This window comes from Enterovibrio nigricans DSM 22720, from assembly GCF_900167155.1.
In the GTDB taxonomy this organism is placed as follows: domain Bacteria; phylum Pseudomonadota; class Gammaproteobacteria; order Enterobacterales; family Vibrionaceae; genus Enterovibrio; species Enterovibrio nigricans.
Window position 1 is genome coordinate 21178 of the sequence record NZ_FUXU01000040.1, and the last position, 18030, is coordinate 39207.

Here is an 18030-nt window from a genome sequence, read left to right on the forward strand (position 1 = left end):
CCCTGTTCCAGCTAAGAAATATCGTTAACATCAAACTCCACGATGAGATCGTCAGATAAGCCTTCTAAAGCTTCCCCAATGGCATCTAAAGAGACGGTGTTAGCAATATCAAGATCGAAATCTGCAGTAAATATCACACCACCAGAATTGGCGGCACTCTGCGTATTTGTTTCTAGGTTGTTGATGTTGATTCCGAATTTTGCGATCTCTCTCGTTACTTCCTGAATGATGCCGGGTCGGTCATTACCCGTAACGGTCAAAGAGTGCGTGGTCGTATCCGGCTCCGGTTGTCTTGCTGCGTCAGCGATAAGAACATCTAAATCGGGGATGCTGGTCAGCGCTGTTGACAGTGCGGTTGCATCGGCTTCCTTGATGTCTACCTGAATAATGCCAGCAAATTTGCCTGCGAGTTTACTCAGACTACTTGCTTGCCAACTTCCTTGGTGTTGGAAAACTGTATCGGAAAGTGTTTCTACAAGACCAGGACGGTCGGTGCCAATCAAAGTAATTACTAACTGCTTCATGGTTGTTCCTTAACGTCTACAGCGTTGGGGGAAGTTCCATTATTGGAGCTGTAAGCAGTTAGTGTCTACCTTCATCTGAAGCAGTGAATCCGATCTGTGTTTTAAATCAACGTTAACAAAGGCTAAATATCCTTTGTTACACTTTTATTTCACCTAGCCAACATTGTCGGATTTTCTGTACTGTCACATTTGTGTCATCAAAAAGAAATATTATGGTTCGCTAAATCGAGTAAAAGAGGTACCAATGGCAAACGCCACCAATGCGCTGATGCAAGGGGATTCCCGTCGGCGTTTCACTGACAAGCTAGCACGCCTATCTGTAACAGGAGGCGGTCTTGTTGTGCTGTTTGCGTTGCTGTTGATATTTTTCTACCTCGCCTATGTCGTTCTTCCTCTTTTTAAAAGCCCGGAAGTGACTGTCAATAAGGCACTTGACCTGACCTTCCATCAACAACCGGCACAACTCGGCGTTGATGAGAACGGCCAACTTGGCTTTCGTTACTCCCAATCTGGGGCACTCACGATTTTTTCCTTGGAGGGAAAAGATAAGGTGGTGATGCGCCAGCAACTCACCGATTCGCCAACCAGTTTTTTTGCTCAGCACACAACCGCAGGAATTACGGCGTATGGCCTTTCTGACGGCTCTGTGGTATTCCACCGATTACGTTTTATATCCCATTACACGGATGGAAAACGCTCATTTACACCTGATATTAAAATGCTGGGAAGTGTTCAGCTTTCATTGGTGAAAAAGCCAATTACCCAGCTTTCTTTTTCTGACCACAATGATGCTCGGATAATCGCGGGATTGTCGGGTGACCAAATTCATGTGTTGGTTGAAAAAGGGGACGTCGAGACGCTACGCACCGTCATTGACTCCGACCCTTCGGCTAAGATTCTGGTGACGCCAAATGGTCGTAAATTATTTGAATTGGTGGGAAATAATCTTAATGTCTATGCCATTTCTTCCTCAGGAGTTCAACGGCGAGAATCGGTAGATATTGACCTTGTTACTGGGCATAAGCCAACAGGTATGGCATTGCTTGCCGGTGGCCATTCACTGCTCATTCGTCTTGATAATGGCACCATAGGACAGTGGTTCGACGTGGTCAAAGCCAAAGCACGCAGTATGACTTTGGCTCGGGAATTCCCTACGGTTAAGGGGGATCTCGCTGTTGAAGCACACCGTAATGTGTTTGCCAACTTGGCACCGGATGGAGTCTTGTCGCTATGGCATGCTCCAAGTGAAAGCCGCGACGTTTTTGATTTCCCTCAGCTTGCAAGTTCTGTCGATATGATGGCGTTTTCACCTCGTGCAGACAGGTTGTTGATTGAGCAGCAAGGACGATTGGATTTGCTGACCGTGGATAACCCGCACCCTGATGTCAGTATTCGCTCCCTTTGGCAACAAATTTGGTATGAAGGGTATAGTGAGCCTGATTACGTATGGCAATCAACCTCTGGGAATGAGAGTTTTGAAGGCAAACTGAGTGTGGTTCCTATCGTGTTTGGCACCATTAAGGTCGCTGCGTTCTCGCTGATATTTGCGGTTCCTTTGGCAATTGGTGGGGCGATTTATACGGCTTACTTTATGCCATCACGATTGCGAAAAGTCGTGAAGCCAACAATAGAAATTATGGAAGCGTTACCGACAGTTATTCTTGGATTTTTGGCGGGTCTTTGGCTCGCCCCAATCATTGAGAAAAACCTGCCAGCGGTCTTCCTGATCTTTGTGTCGTTACCCATTTCGTTTCTGTTGGTTGCGTTAGTATGGGCTGAGTTACCAAAAAAATGGCGAAGGAAAATTCCTGATGGCGGGCATCTCTTTTTGCTGATCCCGCTTATTCTTTCTCTGGGCTACCTGGCGTTTATCGTGGGTCCGTATATTGAGCAGCACTTTCTCGGCGGTGATAGTCGGGTTTTCGTGACGGACGTTTTGGGTGTGAACTTTGATCAACGCAACGCTATCGTCGTTGGTCTTGCAATGGGTTTTGCCGTTATTCCTACCATTTTCACCATTGCTGAAGATGCGATTTTCTCCGTGCCGAGCCATTTGACCAATGGGTCATTGGCACTCGGTGCAACGCATTGGCAAACCTTGACGCGTGTGGTGTTATTGACTGCCAGTCCGGGCATTTTCTCAGCGATCATGATGGGCTTAGGACGCGCGGTGGGTGAGACCATGATAGTGTTGATGGCAACAGGCAATACCCAGCTGATGGAATGGAACCCTTTTGAAGGTCTCAGAACGCTGTCTGCCAACATCGCCGTTGAAATGCCGGAGTCCGAAGTGGGGAGTTCGCATTACCGTGTACTTTTCCTGACAGCATTTATTTTGTTTAGTTTTACGTTTCTATTTAACACGGTGGCGGAGTTTGTTCGTCAGCGTTTGCGAGATAAATATCGTGCGTTGTAAGTCTCCTATCTTGTCCATTTATACGTTATTGAATAGGCGTGGCGATGTTTAAGCGATTAAACCGCAGCTCCCCTTGGGTGTGGATGAGTGCAGGCATGGTGAGCCTTTGTCTTGTCGCTGTGTTGGGTGTGATGTTACTGATTGGCTGGAAAGGACTGGCTTATTTCTGGCCATCTCCTGTCTATCAGTTTGAGATTAAGACTCATCAAGGAATAGAGCGCTTCTATGGCGAAATCTATGACACAGAAACGGTGTTGTCGCAGCAACTTATTGAGGCAGGCATAGTACTTACAGATCCTGTCGCTATTGAGCAGTCACGGTTGCTTATCAAGATTGCAAACCGAGAGCGTGAGGCTCACGACTTTGTTTCTGTGTTGCAGCAAGACATTGTTTCTCAAAAGGCCGCCGAAGATATAGCGGTTGTGGAACGCACGGAAAACGGTGCATTTTTCGGTGTGCCTCAAGGGTATATTTTAAACGGGAAACTGGTAGAACAGCCGCTTCTTCCTGCATTCTATGAAGAAAAAATTGCCGAGATTACGGCTCGTCGCAAAGAACTTTCTCGCTTCGAACGTGTTGACATCGAGAAGGTGAACCATCAGCTTTCACAGTTGAGAGAAGAGCGACAAGCGTATGTGAAAGCAAAAGCGCCAGTACCTCCGTTTCTGAATGATGAAATAGCGATTGTCGAAAAACGCTACGAAGCGAAAGAACAGACGCTCATGGCAATGCGTTCAGACATGGCCTTAGACAGCTTGTTGATGACTGACAGAGAGGGCATGACGGTACGTATTCCGATGAATCATGTCTTAGCCATGTGGTATCCCAACGCCATGAGTTGGCATGACAAGTTTACTCACTGGTTGCATCATATTGGAAAATTCGTGACGGAAAACCCGCGAGAGGCTAACTCTGAAGGGGGCGTTTTTCCCGCCATATTTGGCACAGTATTGATGGTGCTGCTGATGTCCATCATGGTGACACCGCTTGGCGTACTCGCAGCGGTCTATCTTCACGAATATGCAGGTAAAAGTGCGTTCACCAAAGTAATTCGTATTGCCGTCGTCAACTTAGCGGGTGTGCCATCTATTGTTTATGGCGTCTTTGGACTGGGTTTTTTTGTGTATTTTGTCGGCGGTAACATCGACGCACTGTTCTATGCCGATACGTTACCGAACCCAACGTTCGGCACGCCAGGTATCCTTTGGTCATCATTGACATTGGCAATTCTGACCCTGCCTGTGGTTATTGTTTCTACTGAAGAGGGGTTGGCGCGTATTCCTTCCTCAGTGCGACACGGTTCGATGGCTCTGGGTGCAACGCAGGCCGAAACCCTTTGGCGTATTGTTTTGCCAATGGCCAGTCCTGCTATTATGACGGGACTGATTCTTGCCATTGCGCGCGCAGCGGGTGAGGTTGCACCACTGATGCTTGTGGGCGTGGTTAAAGTGGCACCAAGCTTGCCGCTTGACGGCAACTTCCCGTATTTGCACCTCGATAGAAAGTTTATGCATTTGGGTTACCATGTTTATGATGTGGGGTTCCAAAGCCCGAATATTGAATCTGCAAGGCCTTTGGTTTATGCCACTTCATTATTGTTGGTTACGGTGATTGTCAGCTTAAATCTGGCGGCAATTACGATACGTAACCACCTGCGTGAGAAATACCGTTCATTGGAACAAGACATTTGATCCTAACGAGGACATGACAACGAAATGATATCCATAAATGCCAACATCGGATTACCTGGTCCGGTAGATTTGTCGTCATTACCTGATGAACAAACTGCACTGGTGATCCGTAATCTCAACCTTCACTATGGCAATACGCAAGCGTTGTTCGATATCAACATGCGTATCCCAAAGGGAAAGGTAACGGCGTTTATCGGACCGTCAGGGTGCGGCAAGTCCACGTTGCTACGATGCATTAATCGTATGAATGACTTAGTGGATGGCTGTAAAGTGGATGGCGAAATCAGCCTTCATGGCACCAACGTGTATGATGAAGGTGTCGATGTACCATCGCTGCGTCGTCGTGTTGGCATGGTATTTCAGCGACCGAATCCGTTTCCTAAATCTATTTACGAAAACGTCATTTACGGACTGCGCTTGCAGGGTGTAAAAAATGTGCGCACGTTGGACGATGCTGTAGAGCGATCGTTACGGGCTGCAGCCCTTTGGGACGAAGTGAAAGACCGTCTTCATGAGAATGCTTTTGGTCTATCTGGTGGTCAACAGCAACGCTTGGTTATCGCGCGTGCGATTGCTATCGAGCCTGAAGTCTTACTGCTTGATGAACCGACCTCAGCACTTGACCCGATTTCTACTCTGACTATTGAAGAGCTGATTAACGATCTGAAGCGAAAATATACCGTTGTGATCGTGACTCACAATATGCAACAAGCGGCCCGTGTTTCGGATCAGACTGCATTTATCAACCTTGGGAAGTTGGTAGAATACGCAGATACGGATACACTGTTTACCACGCCAAAGAACAAGCAAACAGAAGACTATATTACTGGCCGGTACGGCTAAGAAAGGATCCCGAAGTAGATGGATAACCAAAACATCAGCCGTCACATATCAGGTCAGTTTAATACTGAACTGGAAGCCATCCGAACCCATGTACTTGCAATGGGTGGGCTCGTGGAGCGTCAGTTAACCGATGCACTTCGTGCCATGCATTATCAGGATGTCGATCTTGCGAAGCATGTCATGCGAGAAGACCACAAAGTTAACTCGATGGAAGTGGCGATCGATGAGGCATGCACTCGAATCATAGCGAAGCGTCAGCCGACGGCTGGAGACTTGCGTCTGGTTATGGCCATCATTAAGACGATCACCGATTTAGAGCGTATTGGCGACGTGGCAGACAGTATCGCGCGGATGGCTTTGGATAATTTCACTAACTCTCAGCAGCCTTTTTTAGTGTCTTTGGAAAACCTCGGTCAAAAGGCCGCGCGAATGTTACACGATGCGCTGGATGCCTTTGCGCGAATGGATGTCGATGCAGCAATGAAGGTCTACCACAGTGACGACCAATTGGATAAAGAGTACGAAGCGATCATACGACAATTAATGACGTATATGATGGAAGACCCTCGCTCTATTCCTAATGTTTTAAAGGTGATGTGGTCTGCACGCGCGATTGAACGTGTTGGTGACCGATGTCAGAACATCTGTGAATACATTATCTATTTTGTGAAAGGCAAAGATATTCGCCATACCAATAAAGAGCAGTTAGAAAAAATGCTTAGATAACTGACCCTAGTATGAACAAAAACAAAAAGCAGCCTGTTGGCTGCTTTTTGTTTATAAAGAAAGGGTTAGGCCATAAGTTAGCTCTAAAAATAAAGCCGTTAAAGAGTGTGCAGGATTGGCCAGGGCGGGTATCGGGTTGATTGCACTTTCATTTGAACAGAGGGGAGGCGGTAAATACAGAGATGAAAAAGCCCCGCAAATGCGAGGCTTTAATGTTTAGCAACGTGCTCTATTGAATGGCGTTGAAGAAGGTAGCGCTAGGCTTATAGTCACCTTTCATCCCAATCAGTTGGCCGTTATTGTCAAATGACAAAATCAGCTCCTGTTGTTGGGCTTCTTCGTGTCCCGGTTTGAGGTACTGTACAAAGTACCAAGTATTCGGAAAGCCGGATTCGACGAGCATTGGAGGACCTAGTAAGAATTTAACCTGTTCTTTGGTCATGCCAAACTTAAGTGCCTCGACCGCGCTCTGGTCGATGTAATTTCCCTGATTAATATCTATGCGGTACACCAACTTGTCTACCAATGAACAACCAGTCATCGTAGCAAGAACTAAGGATACAGCAGCGATGTGTTTCCAACGCATGGCTTCTTACTTCATTTCCAAAATAGGGGTCGATAATAAACAAGCAATTGAAAGAAGTAAAAACCTCTTCTTGCAACTTGTCAGTTCGACCATGGAATTTGGCAAAAGTTTCTTGCTATGGAGCAAAGACTAAGCTGCGATGAGTAATTCTCTTGCATTTGCCAGTGTATGCTCAGTGATTTCGCTGCCACCCAGTAATCGCGCTAATTCTTGTACGCGAGCTTGATCATCCAGCGCGACCATGCTCGTAGTGGTTGAACCTTTCTCACTCGCTTTTGCCACAAACATTTGTTGGTGACCGCATCCTGCCACTTGAGGTAAGTGTGTTACGCACATGACCTGCGTTGATGCTCCGAGTCTACGGAGAAGCTTGCCAACAATCGCAGCGGTTGGACCACTGATACCCACGTCAACTTCATCGAAAATCAAACTTGGTGTATCGACTTTCTGTGCTGTGATCACTTGTATAGCAAGCGAAATACGTGACAGCTCACCCCCTGAAGCAACGCGACCTAAAGCCTGCATTGGTTGGCCTGGATTGGTCGATACCAGTAGTTCAATACTGTCTACTCCGAGTGGAGAAAGGTGTGTCTCCGGTTGGCTGTCCAACGCAATATGGAATTTACCGTTTTGCATACTGAGTTCATGCATGCTAGTGGAGATAAGCTTGTCGAGTTCTTTGGCATAGCGTTTGCGGCTTTTGCTGAGTTTGTCGGCAGCTGCCATGCAGGCCTGAAGTTTGAGTTCTACGTCGGCAGAAAGCTGTTCAATGAGAGTATCGCTGTCATTAAGATTTGATAGTTCGATATTCAAAGCCTGATGCGCACTATATAACTCTTCTGGTAACACTTGATGCTTCCGGGAAAGTCGCATAATGCTGGCCATTCGGTCGTCTAAATAGTTCAAACGTGCAGGATCCATATCGAGGCGATCCATATACGCAGTGATCTCATGTGACGTTTCCTGAACTTGAATACATGCTTCATCCAGCATTTGCTGAAGATCGTTAAACTGACTGTCCATTGAAGCGAGTTCAGCTAACTTCTGCTGCGCAAATTGAAGAAGCTGAAGGGCGTTGTTTTCTTCATCTTCACTCAATGCGACAAGCACGCTTTGGCTACAGATGGCAATGTCACCGCAGTTTGATAAGCGTTTATGCTCTACTTCGAGTTCCGGATACTCATTTTCTCCGAGCGCCAGTTCATTCAGTTCATTGACCTGATATTCAAGTAGTTGCTTTTGGGCTTCAAATGTTTCTTTGCTTTTTTCGAGTTGCTTTAGCTCATTACGCGCGGCTCGCCAGTCTTGATATCGCTGGCGCATTGTCGTCAACAGGTTTTGATGTCCTGCGTATTGGTCTAACAAGGTGAGCTGATAATCATTTTTCATCAAAAGCTGGTGAGCATGCTGACCATGGATATTGATCAAGTGCTGCCCCAGTGATTTTTGTTGAGATGCAGGAACCGGACTGCCATTGATAAAGGCGCGAGAACGGCCTTCTTTGGTGATAACGCGACGAAGAATACACTCATCCCCATCTTCCAGTTCGTTATCTTCTAACCAGCGACGTGCTGCTGGGTTATTTTGGAGATGGAAAAGGGAAACGATTTCAGCTTTTTCCTCACCAGGACGAACCATTGTGGCATCGGCGCGATCACCTAGACAAAGTCCTAATGCATCAATCGCGATAGATTTACCTGCACCAGTTTCACCAGTAATGGTGGTCATGCCTTTGTGGAAATCAAGTTCTAACGCTTTAACAATGGCAAAGTTTTGAATCGTAATGTGCGCCAGCATGAGTATGGATACCTGTTTTTATCATCACCTGTTGTTATATACAGTATATACTGTGTTTGTATACAGTAAAGGTGCAAGGTATCGATCTGTGAGAAAATTTGTGACGGATATAACGAAAAGAGCAGGTGTGACCTGCTCTTATTTGGCTAAAAGTTAGACGGCGGTCAGAATAATTTGCTAGCCCAGCCGAGTTTGGTCCGTAGCGTTTTGTAATAGCTGTAATTTTTCGGATGGATAAGCTTTAGAAGAGAAGGACTGCGATAGATATGCACTTCATCTCCCGGATTTACCGGCAGAGAAACTTGACTGTCACAACTGACTTCTAACGTGCTGCCATTGTCCGGAGATACAACCAGTTTAATGTGTCGTTTTGCATCCACAACCAAAGGGCGACTCGACAGAGTATGTGGGAACATCGGTACCAACGATATCGCATCAAGGCTTGGCGATAAAATGGGGCCACCACCGGACAAGCTATATGCGGTCGAGCCTGTTGGCGTCGATATAATGATGCCATCTGAGCGTTGAGAGAAGGCGAAGTTATCATCGATGTACACTTCAAATTCAATCATATGAGCTACTTGGCCGGGGTGAAGCACAGCCTCGTTCAGTGCCGCATTGTGACTTTTTATTTGGCCGTGACGATGGACTTCAGCTTCGAGCAAGAAGCGATGGTCTTCAACATATTCGCCCTCTAGTACATCAGAAAGGGCCTGTTCATAGGCGTCGGGATCAAGGTCCGTTAAAAAGCCGAGATTTCCCCTATTGACGCCAATCACTGAAATATCAAAACGGGAAAGTACGCGTGCAGCGCCCAGCATATTACCGTCACCACCAATCACAATGGCGAGTTCTGCTTTGGCACCCAGAGACAAAAGGTCGTGAAAATCTTCTGCAGGAATATTGAGATAATTATCGAGGCGGTTATCGACCAGCGTTCGGTAACCCTTTGTTGTCAACCAGTTATAAAGGCTTTCATGCGTCGTGACCGCATCGGGATTTCGAGGTTTGCCTACCAAAGCAATAGTGTTGAAACGCTTTGACATCTTATTGATCCTGCACAGATTAGTCGCTTGAGTATAAGCGAATGAGAAAAACTTGTCGTGCTTTGCGGCATAACGCACCTTGAAACGCGAGCACACATCCCCATAATAAGCAAAACTGTCGAGATTGATGTCCCATTGCCTCAGATTGTGGGACTCAACACAGAGTATTGTGTCGGAGAGAACATGAGCAAAGAAGAAAACAAGATCCAGGAAGAAGAAATGCTGAATGAAGCGGTAGAACAAATGGCTGATGAAAATGCCCTGGATGCAGAAGCAGATGCGATGATTAGCCGTATTACCGAACTGGAAGCTGCGCTAGAAGAAAGCGAAGCGAAAGTGAAAGAGCAGCAAGACAGCGTTTTGCGTGCACGAGCAGATATCGAGAACATGCGTCGACGAACTGAACAGGAAATCGACAAAGCACGTAAGTTCGCGCTTGAACGTTTTGCAAATGAATTGCTGCCAGTTATCGACAACATGGAACGTGCTGTTGAGATGGCGGACAAAGAAAATGACGCAATCAAACCTATGCTTGAAGGTATTGAGCTTACGCTGAAAACCATGCAAGACACGGTTGCTAAGTTTGGTTTGAAAGAACTAAATCCACACGGCGAAGCGTTCAACCCTGAATTCCATCAAGCGATGTCTATTCAAGAAAGTGCCGATCACGCGCCGAATACCGTGATGTTCGTGATGCAAAAAGGCTATGAGCTTAACGGCCGTGTTGTACGTCCTGCGATGGTTATGGTCTCAAAAGCGGCGGCGGGTAACGTCGACGAGCAAGCGTGATTTTTACTAAATAAAAAAAAACCGCATTTGCGGGTTTTTTTTCGTTTAGCCCCCTTGAAAGTGGCTTTAATGCCCTTATCTATTGAGCATCAGAAAGAAAATTAATAATTTTTCTTGTGTAGGGTTGAACCCTTAACTGCGACCCCCATATAAGGGGTAACGCAACATAGACGTAAGACGAATTTCGGAGAAAACCAAATGGGTAAGATCATTGGTATCGACTTGGGTACTACCAACTCATGTGTAGCAGTACTAGACGGTGACAAGCCACGCGTAATCGAAAACGCGGAAGGCGATCGCACAACGCCATCAATCATCGCGTACACCCAGGACGGTGAGACTCTGGTAGGTCAGCCAGCAAAACGCCAAGCTGTAACCAACCCAGAAAACACCCTGTACGCGATCAAACGACTGATCGGTCGTCGCTTCGAAGATGAAGAAGTACAGCGTGACATCGAAATCATGCCGTTCAAAATCGTAAAAGCGGACAACGGCGACGCTTGGGTAGAAGCGAAAGGCGAGAAAATGGCTGCGCCTCAGATTTCTGCCGAAGTCCTGAAGAAAATGAAGAAAACTGCGGAAGACTTCCTAGGTGAGGAAGTGACTGGCGCGGTTATCACTGTTCCTGCGTACTTTAACGATGCACAGCGTCAAGCAACGAAAGATGCTGGCCGTATCGCAGGTCTCGAAGTTAAGCGTATCATCAACGAACCTACCGCTGCTGCTCTGGCATACGGTCTGGATAAAGAAGGCGGCGACCGTACTATCGCGGTTTACGACTTGGGTGGTGGTACTTTCGATATCTCTATCATTGAAATCGACGAAGTAGAAGGCGAGAAAACCTTCGAAGTTCTGGCAACCAACGGTGATACTCACCTGGGTGGTGAAGACTTCGATAACCGCATGATCAACTACTTGGTAGATGAGTTCAAAAAAGACCAAGGTATCGATCTGCGTAAAGATCCACTGGCAATGCAACGTCTAAAAGAAGCAGCAGAAAAAGCGAAAATCGAGCTGTCTTCTGCACAACAAACTGACGTGAACCTGCCATACATCACTGCAGATGCAACTGGTCCTAAGCACATGAACATCAAAGTGACTCGTGCGAAGCTGGAGTCACTGGTTGAAGATCTGGTTCAACGTTCACTGGAGCCACTGAAAGTTGCTCTGGCTGACGCAGACTTGTCTGTGAATGACATCAACGACGTAATCTTGGTTGGTGGTCAGACTCGCATGCCAATGGTTCAAGCGAAAGTTGCTGAATTCTTTGGTAAAGAAGCACGTAAAGACGTTAACCCTGATGAAGCAGTTGCAGTAGGTGCAGCGGTTCAAGGTGGTGTTCTTGCGGGTGAAGTGAAAGACGTTCTTCTGCTGGACGTAACTCCTCTGTCTCTGGGTATCGAAACCATGGGCGGTGTGATGACCAAGCTGATTGAGAAGAACACCACTATCCCAACAAAAGCGAACCAAGTGTTCTCTACGGCTGAAGACAACCAAAGTGCGGTAACTATCCATGTTCTGCAAGGTGAGCGTAAGCAAGCTCTGCATAACAAGTCTCTGGGTCAATTTAACCTAGAAGGCATTAACGGCGCGCCACGTGGTATGCCACAAATCGAAGTAACCTTCGACTTGGATGCTGATGGTATCTTGAACGTGTCTGCAAAAGACAAGAGCACGGGTAAAGAGCAGAAGATCACTATCCAAGCATCGGGTGGTCTGAGCGACGACGAAATCGAAAAAATGGTTCAGGAAGCGGAAGCGAACAAAGAATCAGACAAGAAATTCGAAGAGTTGGTAACTGCTCGTAACCAAGCTGACCAAATGGTTCATGGTACTCGCAAGCAAGTTGAAGAAGCTGGCGATGCATTGCCTGCTGACGAAAAAGAAAAAATCGAAACGGCTATCAGTGAATTAGAAGAAGCACGTAAAGGCGAAGACAAAGACGCGATTGATGCGAAAGTCCAAGCTCTGATCGCTGCATCTCAAAAACTGATGGAAGTTGCTCAACAGCAAGCACAAGCTGCTCAAGCGCAACAAGACGCCGGTGCACAAACTAAGCAAGATGACGACGTTGTTGATGCTGAGTTTGAAGAAGTAAAAGACGAAAAAAAATAAAACCAGCGAACTGACCTGACGAAAGACGCCGAAAGCGGCGTTCTTTCTAAAGGAACAAGCCGATTTTATTTCGCACGGGCGTAGGAGGGATCTCCTTCGCCCGTAGTTGTATAAAGCGAAGCAGGTTTATGTTCGCTTGGTTAATAGAACAGGTGACAAGTAAAACATGTCAAAACGTGATTTTTATGAAGTACTTGGCGTAAGCCGTGACGCGGAAGAACGCGAAATTAAAAAAGCGTACAAGCGTCTTGCGATGAAGTATCACCCGGATAGGAATCCTGGCGACGATACTGCTGCTGAGATATTTAAAGAAGTTAAGCTGGCTTATGAGATTCTGACGGACGCTCAAAAGCGAGCAGCCTACGATCAATACGGTCATGCAGCCTTTGAACAAGGCGGTATGGGCGGCGGTGGCGGCTTCGGTGGCGGCGGCGCGGACTTCAGCGATATCTTTGGTGACGTGTTTGGTGACATCTTTGGTGGTGGTCGCCGAGGTGGTCAGGCCCGTGCTCAGCGTGGTGCGGATCTGCGTTACAACATGGAGCTCTCACTGGAAGATGCTGTCCGTGGTGTGACCAAAGAGATCGAAGTTCCAACTTATGTTAGCTGTGATCCTTGTAGTGGCAGCGGAGCAAAACCAGGCTCTTCACCTCAGACATGTGGTACCTGTCATGGTCAAGGCCAGGTACAAATGCGTCAGGGCTTCTTTGCTGTTCAGCAAACCTGTCCAACTTGTCACGGTCGCGGAAAAATTATCAAAGACCCTTGTGACAGCTGTCATGGTCAAGGCCGTGTTCAGAAGACGAAAACCCTTAGCGTTAAAATCCCAGCAGGCGTTGATACGGGAGACCGTATTCGTTTGAGTGGAGAGGGAGAAGCTGGGGAATACGGCGCTCCAGCAGGGGATTTGTACGTTCAGGTGCACGTTCGAGATCACCACATTTTCACTCGCGACGGAAACAACCTGTACTGTGAAGTGCCTGTTAGCTTCACCATGGCTGCACTGGGCGGCGAAGTCGAAGTACCGACATTGGATGGCCGTGTAAGCCTGAAAGTACCGACCGAAACACAAACTGGCCGTATGTTCCGCATGCGTGGTAAAGGTGTTCAGTCAGTACGTGGCGGTGGCTTGGGTGACTTGATTTGTAAGCTGGTGGTTGAAACCCCAGTTAATCTGAGCAGCAAGCAAAAAGAACTGTTGCGCGAATTTGAAGAAACATTGGGTGGGAGTGCGGCGAAAAAGCACAAACCTAAATCTGAAGGTTTCTTTGACGGCGTGAAGAAGTTCTTTGACGACCTGACCAGCTAATAAAAAAGAACAAAGACAAAAACCGGCGAAAGCCGGTTTTTTTATATCCAACAATTGGCGGGGTCGAGGGTGGTCGTCCCTTTTATATTTGTCTGTGTAGAGGCAGCATTTATCCGCATCGTGTGGCACTTGTCATCATTGTTTTGATAGGAAGTGCTTTTAGGTGTCGCTGACAATATATATGCGTTATTACCAGCGCCTGTATTGTCGATAGCAAAGTTGTACTGGTCAGAAAGTTCGCAAAAGCTGCAATTTACCAGACCTGGGTATGATCCATTGGCTGTGTACTCTGATTCTGCCCATATTTGCAACTGGTAGAGGTCTGTCTGAGCCCGCCGCCTTTCAGACTCAATCAAGAATTCGCTGACAGCGGGCACAGCGATACTCGCAACTGCGCCAATGATCGCAATTGCAATCAACAATTCGATCAACGTCATACCTCTTTGAAACTTCATATCCACCGGTGTCATAAAATGTTCACGCTATACGAGAAAGCAGAAAGACCAAATAGCTAGGTTACGGGGAAATGATACTATTTCGCTGCGGCATTTAACCCTTTACCGGACGCCTTAATCTATGATTTGGAAGCCATTCCGCGGATTTAGCTTAATAGAGATGCTGACTACATTAGTGGTATTGGCAACGGTCACAGCAATTGCAGTACCCAGTTTTATGCAGTCTCAGAAAAAGGCCACTGTTGAGCATGCGGCTATTACTCTTTTCTCCATGTTAGAGCTGGCACAAAGCGAGTCACTCAAGCAGCAAAGAACGCTTTATGTGCACTACATCCCTGTGGGTGAAGAAACTGATGGCTGTATTGTGGTTACCGCTAACTCCGATCATGAAACGTCAACCTGCAATGAAGACAACGGGTTGCCGAAATACGACTTACCTCTAGCGGGGGACATCGTTATTACATCGCCCCTAGCGGTAACTGCTACGAAATTGTTTTATTTTTCTCATGTCACTGGATTCCCCTCGGGTAACAAAACCCTGACCTTAGATGTAAAGAAAGACCCAATCGGCAATTCCGGTGTTTTGGTTCGTCGCTATGTAGGGTTGAAAGGATGTACCAGCACAGGGATTGATGGTTGGGAGCCGTGTACATAATGATTAGACGTAATTGTCAACGTGGCTTTACTCTCGTCGAGTTGATGCTAGGCATGACTGTGAGCCTTGTTGTTCTTGCATCCGCGCTCGCTCTTTTCTCGGTTTCAGCCAGTGTTGGTGGAGACCACCTAAAAAAAAGCTATTTGCGATCTCAGCTAAACCTGATGACGACCACCATCAGTGATGAAATCACAAGAGCTGGCTATTGTTTCGATTGTGATTCTTCCAACATCTTTATTCGAACCGATGGTTTAGGAGAGCGCTCTGCCATTTTGATCGATGACAGTGCCACATTGACCTCCGGCGATTGTATTCTTTTTGCTTATAACCACGATAATCGCAACAAACCCGTTGCTCCGTTAGATAAAGATGATGCAAAAGGCTTTCGTCTTGGCACTGATCCGAATAATAAAAGCGTCATCGAAGTCTATGAAAACTGGAACGACATTGCTAATTGGTCGTGTGATAGCTCGCATTGGCGAGACATGACCTATGACCGGCTGGTAATTACTACGTTGGCCTTTGAAAGACAAAGCCTTGCAGTCATCGGTAGTGGTAACAAGTCACAATCCGTACAAGTAACGATCGGCGCCGAGTTGCGGACAGACACGTCTATTAAAGACGAAGTGTCTGTCACCGTTAATATTCCCAATGTGGATGGTTGACCATGAGAAACCAAGAGAAAGGCATTGCGACGTTAGCCGTCGTAAGTGGAATAGCCATGGTTGTGGCATTGTTTTCAGTTGCTGTTATCAAATCCGGCGTGAATGAGGTGAATAAAGCCAATAACCTCGTTGAGCTTGCACAAGACAAAGCACATGCAAGAGCATCAATCGATTGTGCTGCTGGGTTGTTTAAACAACTGGGGTTGAATCCCTCTACTATGGTTGCGGGGGATTTTAGTGATTGTAAGTCTGATGCATCGACGGTATTTGGTATTGTGGATGGAGGATCGTTGTGGACAATCAGCGCGCAGCATGGGTATGCAACCTCAAGATTTAGTGTGAGACAAACCAGTTCAAAAGCGGCTTTTAGAACCGCGGGTAGTGTTGAGATTACAGGTGGTAATAGCTGGGCACCCGCTGCGGGCGATGTAGTGACCATTGACGGCGTACAATATGTTGAATGCACGGCCATTGTTGCTGGAGGCACCATTACTATTGATGTTGGATCTAGCGCCGCTGCATTTGACACATTGAAACCTATTGACTCTTCGTTAGACTGTGCTCCAACCCACGATACACATATCGCAGCAGGCAGTGGTTCTGTGACTGACGGATTTGGTAAAGACATGGTCAGTAATGCGGATATAGAGAGTATTTTTGAAGAGATATTTGGCAGACCTAAAAGTGAGTGGGAGAGCGTGCGGAGTGAAGAGGGCTTTTACGTTATTAATACCGGATCAGCTATAACAAACAAAGCTGCTGTTGAGGGATGCGGAGCTGCAATCAAAACCGCTATTAATGGTGATCCCGCGGCCGACCCGCCAATAGGTAAGCACGACAAAATTTGGGTTATGGGCGATTGCATGCTGAACGGGGTAACGCATGCAGGGGATGCGTTTCAGTCGCCACTTGTTGTTATCCAGAATGGTATTGTTGGCGCGAATGGGGCAATTGACGGTTTTCGAGGTACAGTCCTACAGTTTACGGTTGATTACCCTAATTCGAATTTGGCCACGTCGTGGGGGAAAAACAGTGGAGGTTGTGCGGATGGCGCAATGAACGCGCTTTGCCTTGAACTATCTTGGTCTCATGACTCTGCGCGGTGGGCGGCGTTACCTTTTTATTTTCGTGGCGGCTATGGTGTGACTGGCAGCTTTATCGTGGATATTCCCAATACAACAGCATTAATCACAGGGGCTATGTCGCTTGGCTTTGATGAGGGAACTTTTGATGAGTTACCTTCTTCAACACCGAAAGTCTTAAAAGGAAGCTTCCATGACCTATAAGCAAGGTTTTTCTCTGGTAGAGATACTTACCGCCATTTTCTTTGTGGCGATGGCTGGCGTAGGCACATTAAAGGTGTACCACTTCCTAGAGATTGCAAAAGCAAACTCAGCGATGTCTATAGAGGCGCTGCAGATTGCCAAGAACCAAGTCGCCTTGATTAAGAGTGTGAATACATCAAACCCTAATTGTGAACTGGGAGGAGAGGTTACACTGGCAAATGTCGTGAACTGTGAGATTTCGTTAGCGGCGGATAGCCTTTTTTCTGTGACTATTACACAAACACAATCACTTAACGATGCTGCGGCTGAAAATTATGCCAAACATTTTGACGTTGATGTGACATGGGACGATAGAAATGACACTGCTCAAAGTCTGAAATTGCCCGTTGCTGTATCCAAATTCACCAACTTGTACAATTGACACTCATTCAGGAGTGTTTTGTGATGTTTTTCGCAAAAAGCCCTTGCCAACGTGTTTTTGCTCCCTATAATGCGACCTCACTGACACGGAGAGCGGCTTCCAATAAGGAATCGCAGACTGAATCGGTGAGATGAAAACTTCAACATTACCAAATGCAAAGGTGATTGAGAGGTTGGTTAACAAGACGTTTTGATGGTTGTAGAAACATCGCAAAATTTCTTCTTGACTTCATCGCCCGGCAGCGTAAAATTCGCAGCCCTGACGGTGAGAAGCTCCGGCTTCTACAGTCAACGTTCTTTAACAATTTGACCTATACAATCTGTGTGGGCACTCGTACTTGATAGGCAAAAGATTTATCAATGAACTGAGTGACCCAATCGAATTGGAAAGCAGCCTTGAGCCGTTTTACTTTCACTTTTTTAAAAGTGGAAACCAATGAGAAACACAGTCAATGCAGATTTGCCTACGGGCAAAAAAGTAATTCAGTATTCATTGAGCGTTACCTTCGGGTAACAAAAAAATTCTAATTGAAGAGTTTGATCATGGCTCAGATTGAACGCTGGCGGCAGGCCTAACACATGCAAGTCGAGCGGTAACATTTCAAAAGCTTGCTTTTGAAGATGACGAGCGGCGGACGGGTGAGTAATGGCTGGGAACCTGCCCTGATGTGGGGGATAACAGTTGGAAACGACTGCTAATACCGCAT

Annotated in this window: 16 protein-coding genes and 1 rRNA gene; 12 read left to right on the forward strand and 5 right to left on the reverse strand. The window is 46.7% G+C overall.

The window, feature by feature from the left end; all coding sequences use genetic code 11:
* Positions 1-11: 11 nt before the first annotated feature.
* Positions 12-524 carry a glycine cleavage system transcriptional repressor gene (locus tag B5D35_RS14125; protein WP_078753202.1) on the reverse strand — a complete coding sequence of 171 codons (513 nt, stop codon included), beginning with the start codon at positions 522-524 and terminating at the stop codon, positions 12-14.
* Between the two features lie 244 nt (positions 525-768).
* Between B5D35_RS14125 and B5D35_RS14130 the strand changes: the two genes are divergently transcribed.
* From B5D35_RS14130 to phoU, 4 genes are read left to right on the forward strand one after another with little or no spacing between them, the layout of a single operon-like run.
* Positions 769-2940: an ABC transporter permease subunit gene (locus B5D35_RS14130; protein WP_078753203.1), complete on the forward strand. Its 2172-nt coding sequence runs from the start codon at positions 769-771 to the stop codon at positions 2938-2940.
* A 44-nt stretch (positions 2941-2984) separates the two neighbouring features.
* Positions 2985-4631, forward strand: a complete 1647-nt coding sequence (gene pstA / locus B5D35_RS14135; RefSeq protein WP_078753204.1) for a phosphate ABC transporter permease PstA — start codon at positions 2985-2987, stop codon at positions 4629-4631.
* 24 nt (positions 4632-4655) lie between these two features.
* The gene (gene pstB / locus B5D35_RS14140; RefSeq protein WP_078753205.1) at positions 4656-5474 is read left to right on the forward strand and encodes a phosphate ABC transporter ATP-binding protein PstB; all 819 of its coding nucleotides are present in this window, start codon (positions 4656-4658) and stop codon (positions 5472-5474) included.
* 18 nt (positions 5475-5492) lie between these two features.
* Positions 5493-6200, forward strand: coding sequence for a phosphate signaling complex protein PhoU (phoU, locus tag B5D35_RS14145; RefSeq protein WP_078753206.1), 708 nt, complete (start codon positions 5493-5495; stop codon positions 6198-6200).
* Between the two features lie 229 nt (positions 6201-6429).
* Here phoU and bamE read toward each other — a convergent pair whose 3' ends face one another.
* The 3 genes from bamE to nadK all read right to left on the reverse strand — a co-directional run bounded on the left by bamE (position 6430) and on the right by nadK (position 9629).
* On the reverse strand, positions 6430-6786 hold the full coding sequence (gene bamE, locus B5D35_RS14150) for an outer membrane protein assembly factor BamE (RefSeq protein WP_078753207.1): 357 nt from the start codon (positions 6784-6786) through the stop codon (positions 6430-6432).
* A gap of 129 nt (positions 6787-6915) precedes the next feature.
* Positions 6916-8583, reverse strand: a complete 1668-nt coding sequence (gene recN, locus B5D35_RS14155) for a DNA repair protein RecN (protein ID WP_078753208.1) — start codon at positions 8581-8583, stop codon at positions 6916-6918.
* Between the two features lie 164 nt (positions 8584-8747).
* A complete protein-coding gene (gene nadK / locus B5D35_RS14160) occupies positions 8748-9629 on the reverse strand; it encodes an NAD(+) kinase (RefSeq protein ID WP_078753209.1) in 882 nt (293 codons plus the stop codon).
* Positions 9630-9812: 183 nt separating this feature from the next.
* Here nadK and grpE point away from each other — a divergent pair, with 183 nt between their 5' ends.
* The 3 genes from grpE to dnaJ all read left to right on the forward strand — a co-directional run bounded on the left by grpE (position 9813) and on the right by dnaJ (position 13842).
* Positions 9813-10418 carry a nucleotide exchange factor GrpE gene (gene grpE / locus B5D35_RS14165; protein WP_078753210.1) on the forward strand — a complete coding sequence of 202 codons (606 nt, stop codon included), beginning with the start codon at positions 9813-9815 and terminating at the stop codon, positions 10416-10418.
* Positions 10419-10616: 198 nt separating this feature from the next.
* Positions 10617-12533: a molecular chaperone DnaK gene (gene dnaK, locus B5D35_RS14170; protein WP_078753211.1), complete on the forward strand. Its 1917-nt coding sequence runs from the start codon at positions 10617-10619 to the stop codon at positions 12531-12533.
* A gap of 166 nt (positions 12534-12699) precedes the next feature.
* Positions 12700-13842 (forward strand): molecular chaperone DnaJ, encoded by a 1143-nt coding sequence (gene dnaJ / locus B5D35_RS14175; protein WP_078753212.1) that lies wholly within the window; start codon positions 12700-12702, stop codon positions 13840-13842.
* A gap of 41 nt (positions 13843-13883) precedes the next feature.
* Here the strand turns inward: dnaJ and B5D35_RS14180 are convergent, their stop codons facing one another.
* On the reverse strand, positions 13884-14297 hold the full coding sequence (locus B5D35_RS14180; RefSeq protein WP_244556610.1) for a type IV pilin protein: 414 nt from the start codon (positions 14295-14297) through the stop codon (positions 13884-13886).
* A 121-nt stretch (positions 14298-14418) separates the two neighbouring features.
* Between B5D35_RS14180 and B5D35_RS14185 the strand changes: the two genes are divergently transcribed.
* The 5 genes from B5D35_RS14185 to B5D35_RS14205 all read left to right on the forward strand — a co-directional run.
* Positions 14419-14952, forward strand: coding sequence for a prepilin-type N-terminal cleavage/methylation domain-containing protein (locus tag B5D35_RS14185; RefSeq protein WP_078753214.1), 534 nt, complete (start codon positions 14419-14421; stop codon positions 14950-14952).
* Positions 14952-15617 (forward strand): PilW family protein, encoded by a 666-nt coding sequence (locus tag B5D35_RS14190; RefSeq protein WP_101210195.1) that lies wholly within the window; start codon positions 14952-14954, stop codon positions 15615-15617. The genes B5D35_RS14185 and B5D35_RS14190 overlap by 1 nt, the downstream gene beginning before the upstream one ends.
* Positions 15618-15619: 2 nt before the next feature.
* Positions 15620-16903, forward strand: a complete 1284-nt coding sequence (locus tag B5D35_RS14195) for a hypothetical protein (RefSeq protein WP_078753215.1) — start codon at positions 15620-15622, stop codon at positions 16901-16903.
* Positions 16893-17324 carry a type II secretion system protein gene (locus B5D35_RS14200; protein ID WP_078753216.1) on the forward strand — a complete coding sequence of 144 codons (432 nt, stop codon included), beginning with the start codon at positions 16893-16895 and terminating at the stop codon, positions 17322-17324. The genes B5D35_RS14195 and B5D35_RS14200 overlap by 11 nt, the downstream gene beginning before the upstream one ends.
* 524 nt (positions 17325-17848) lie before the next feature.
* Positions 17849-18030: ribosomal RNA gene (locus tag B5D35_RS14205) — 16S ribosomal RNA — on the forward strand; the annotation flags it as partial.

Excerpts from the sequence above, each read along its gene's own strand:
- B5D35_RS14125 (WP_078753202.1), bottom strand. The coding sequence starts at position 524 with ATGAAGCAGTTAGTAATTACTTTGATTGGCACCGACCGTCCTGGTCTT.
- B5D35_RS14190 (WP_101210195.1), top strand. The coding sequence starts at position 14,952 with ATGATTAGACGTAATTGTCAACGTGGCTTTACTCTCGTCGAGTTGATG.
- B5D35_RS14200 (WP_078753216.1), top strand. The coding sequence starts at position 16,893 with ATGACCTATAAGCAAGGTTTTTCTCTGGTAGAGATACTTACCGCCATT.
- B5D35_RS14185 (WP_078753214.1), top strand. The coding sequence starts at position 14,419 with ATGATTTGGAAGCCATTCCGCGGATTTAGCTTAATAGAGATGCTGACT.
- bamE (WP_078753207.1), bottom strand. The coding sequence starts at position 6,786 with ATGCGTTGGAAACACATCGCTGCTGTATCCTTAGTTCTTGCTACGATG.
- pstB (WP_078753205.1), top strand. The coding sequence starts at position 4,656 with ATGATATCCATAAATGCCAACATCGGATTACCTGGTCCGGTAGATTTG.
- phoU (WP_078753206.1), top strand. The coding sequence starts at position 5,493 with ATGGATAACCAAAACATCAGCCGTCACATATCAGGTCAGTTTAATACT.
- grpE (WP_078753210.1), top strand. The coding sequence starts at position 9,813 with ATGAGCAAAGAAGAAAACAAGATCCAGGAAGAAGAAATGCTGAATGAA.
- dnaJ (WP_078753212.1), top strand. The coding sequence starts at position 12,700 with ATGTCAAAACGTGATTTTTATGAAGTACTTGGCGTAAGCCGTGACGCG.
- B5D35_RS14195 (WP_078753215.1), top strand. The coding sequence starts at position 15,620 with ATGAGAAACCAAGAGAAAGGCATTGCGACGTTAGCCGTCGTAAGTGGA.
- pstA (WP_078753204.1), top strand. The coding sequence starts at position 2,985 with ATGTTTAAGCGATTAAACCGCAGCTCCCCTTGGGTGTGGATGAGTGCA.
- recN (WP_078753208.1), bottom strand. The coding sequence starts at position 8,583 with ATGCTGGCGCACATTACGATTCAAAACTTTGCCATTGTTAAAGCGTTA.
- B5D35_RS14130 (WP_078753203.1), top strand. The coding sequence starts at position 769 with ATGGCAAACGCCACCAATGCGCTGATGCAAGGGGATTCCCGTCGGCGT.
- B5D35_RS14180 (WP_244556610.1), bottom strand. The coding sequence starts at position 14,297 with ATGAAGTTTCAAAGAGGTATGACGTTGATCGAATTGTTGATTGCAATT.
- dnaK (WP_078753211.1), top strand. The coding sequence starts at position 10,617 with ATGGGTAAGATCATTGGTATCGACTTGGGTACTACCAACTCATGTGTA.
- nadK (WP_078753209.1), bottom strand. The coding sequence starts at position 9,629 with ATGTCAAAGCGTTTCAACACTATTGCTTTGGTAGGCAAACCTCGAAAT.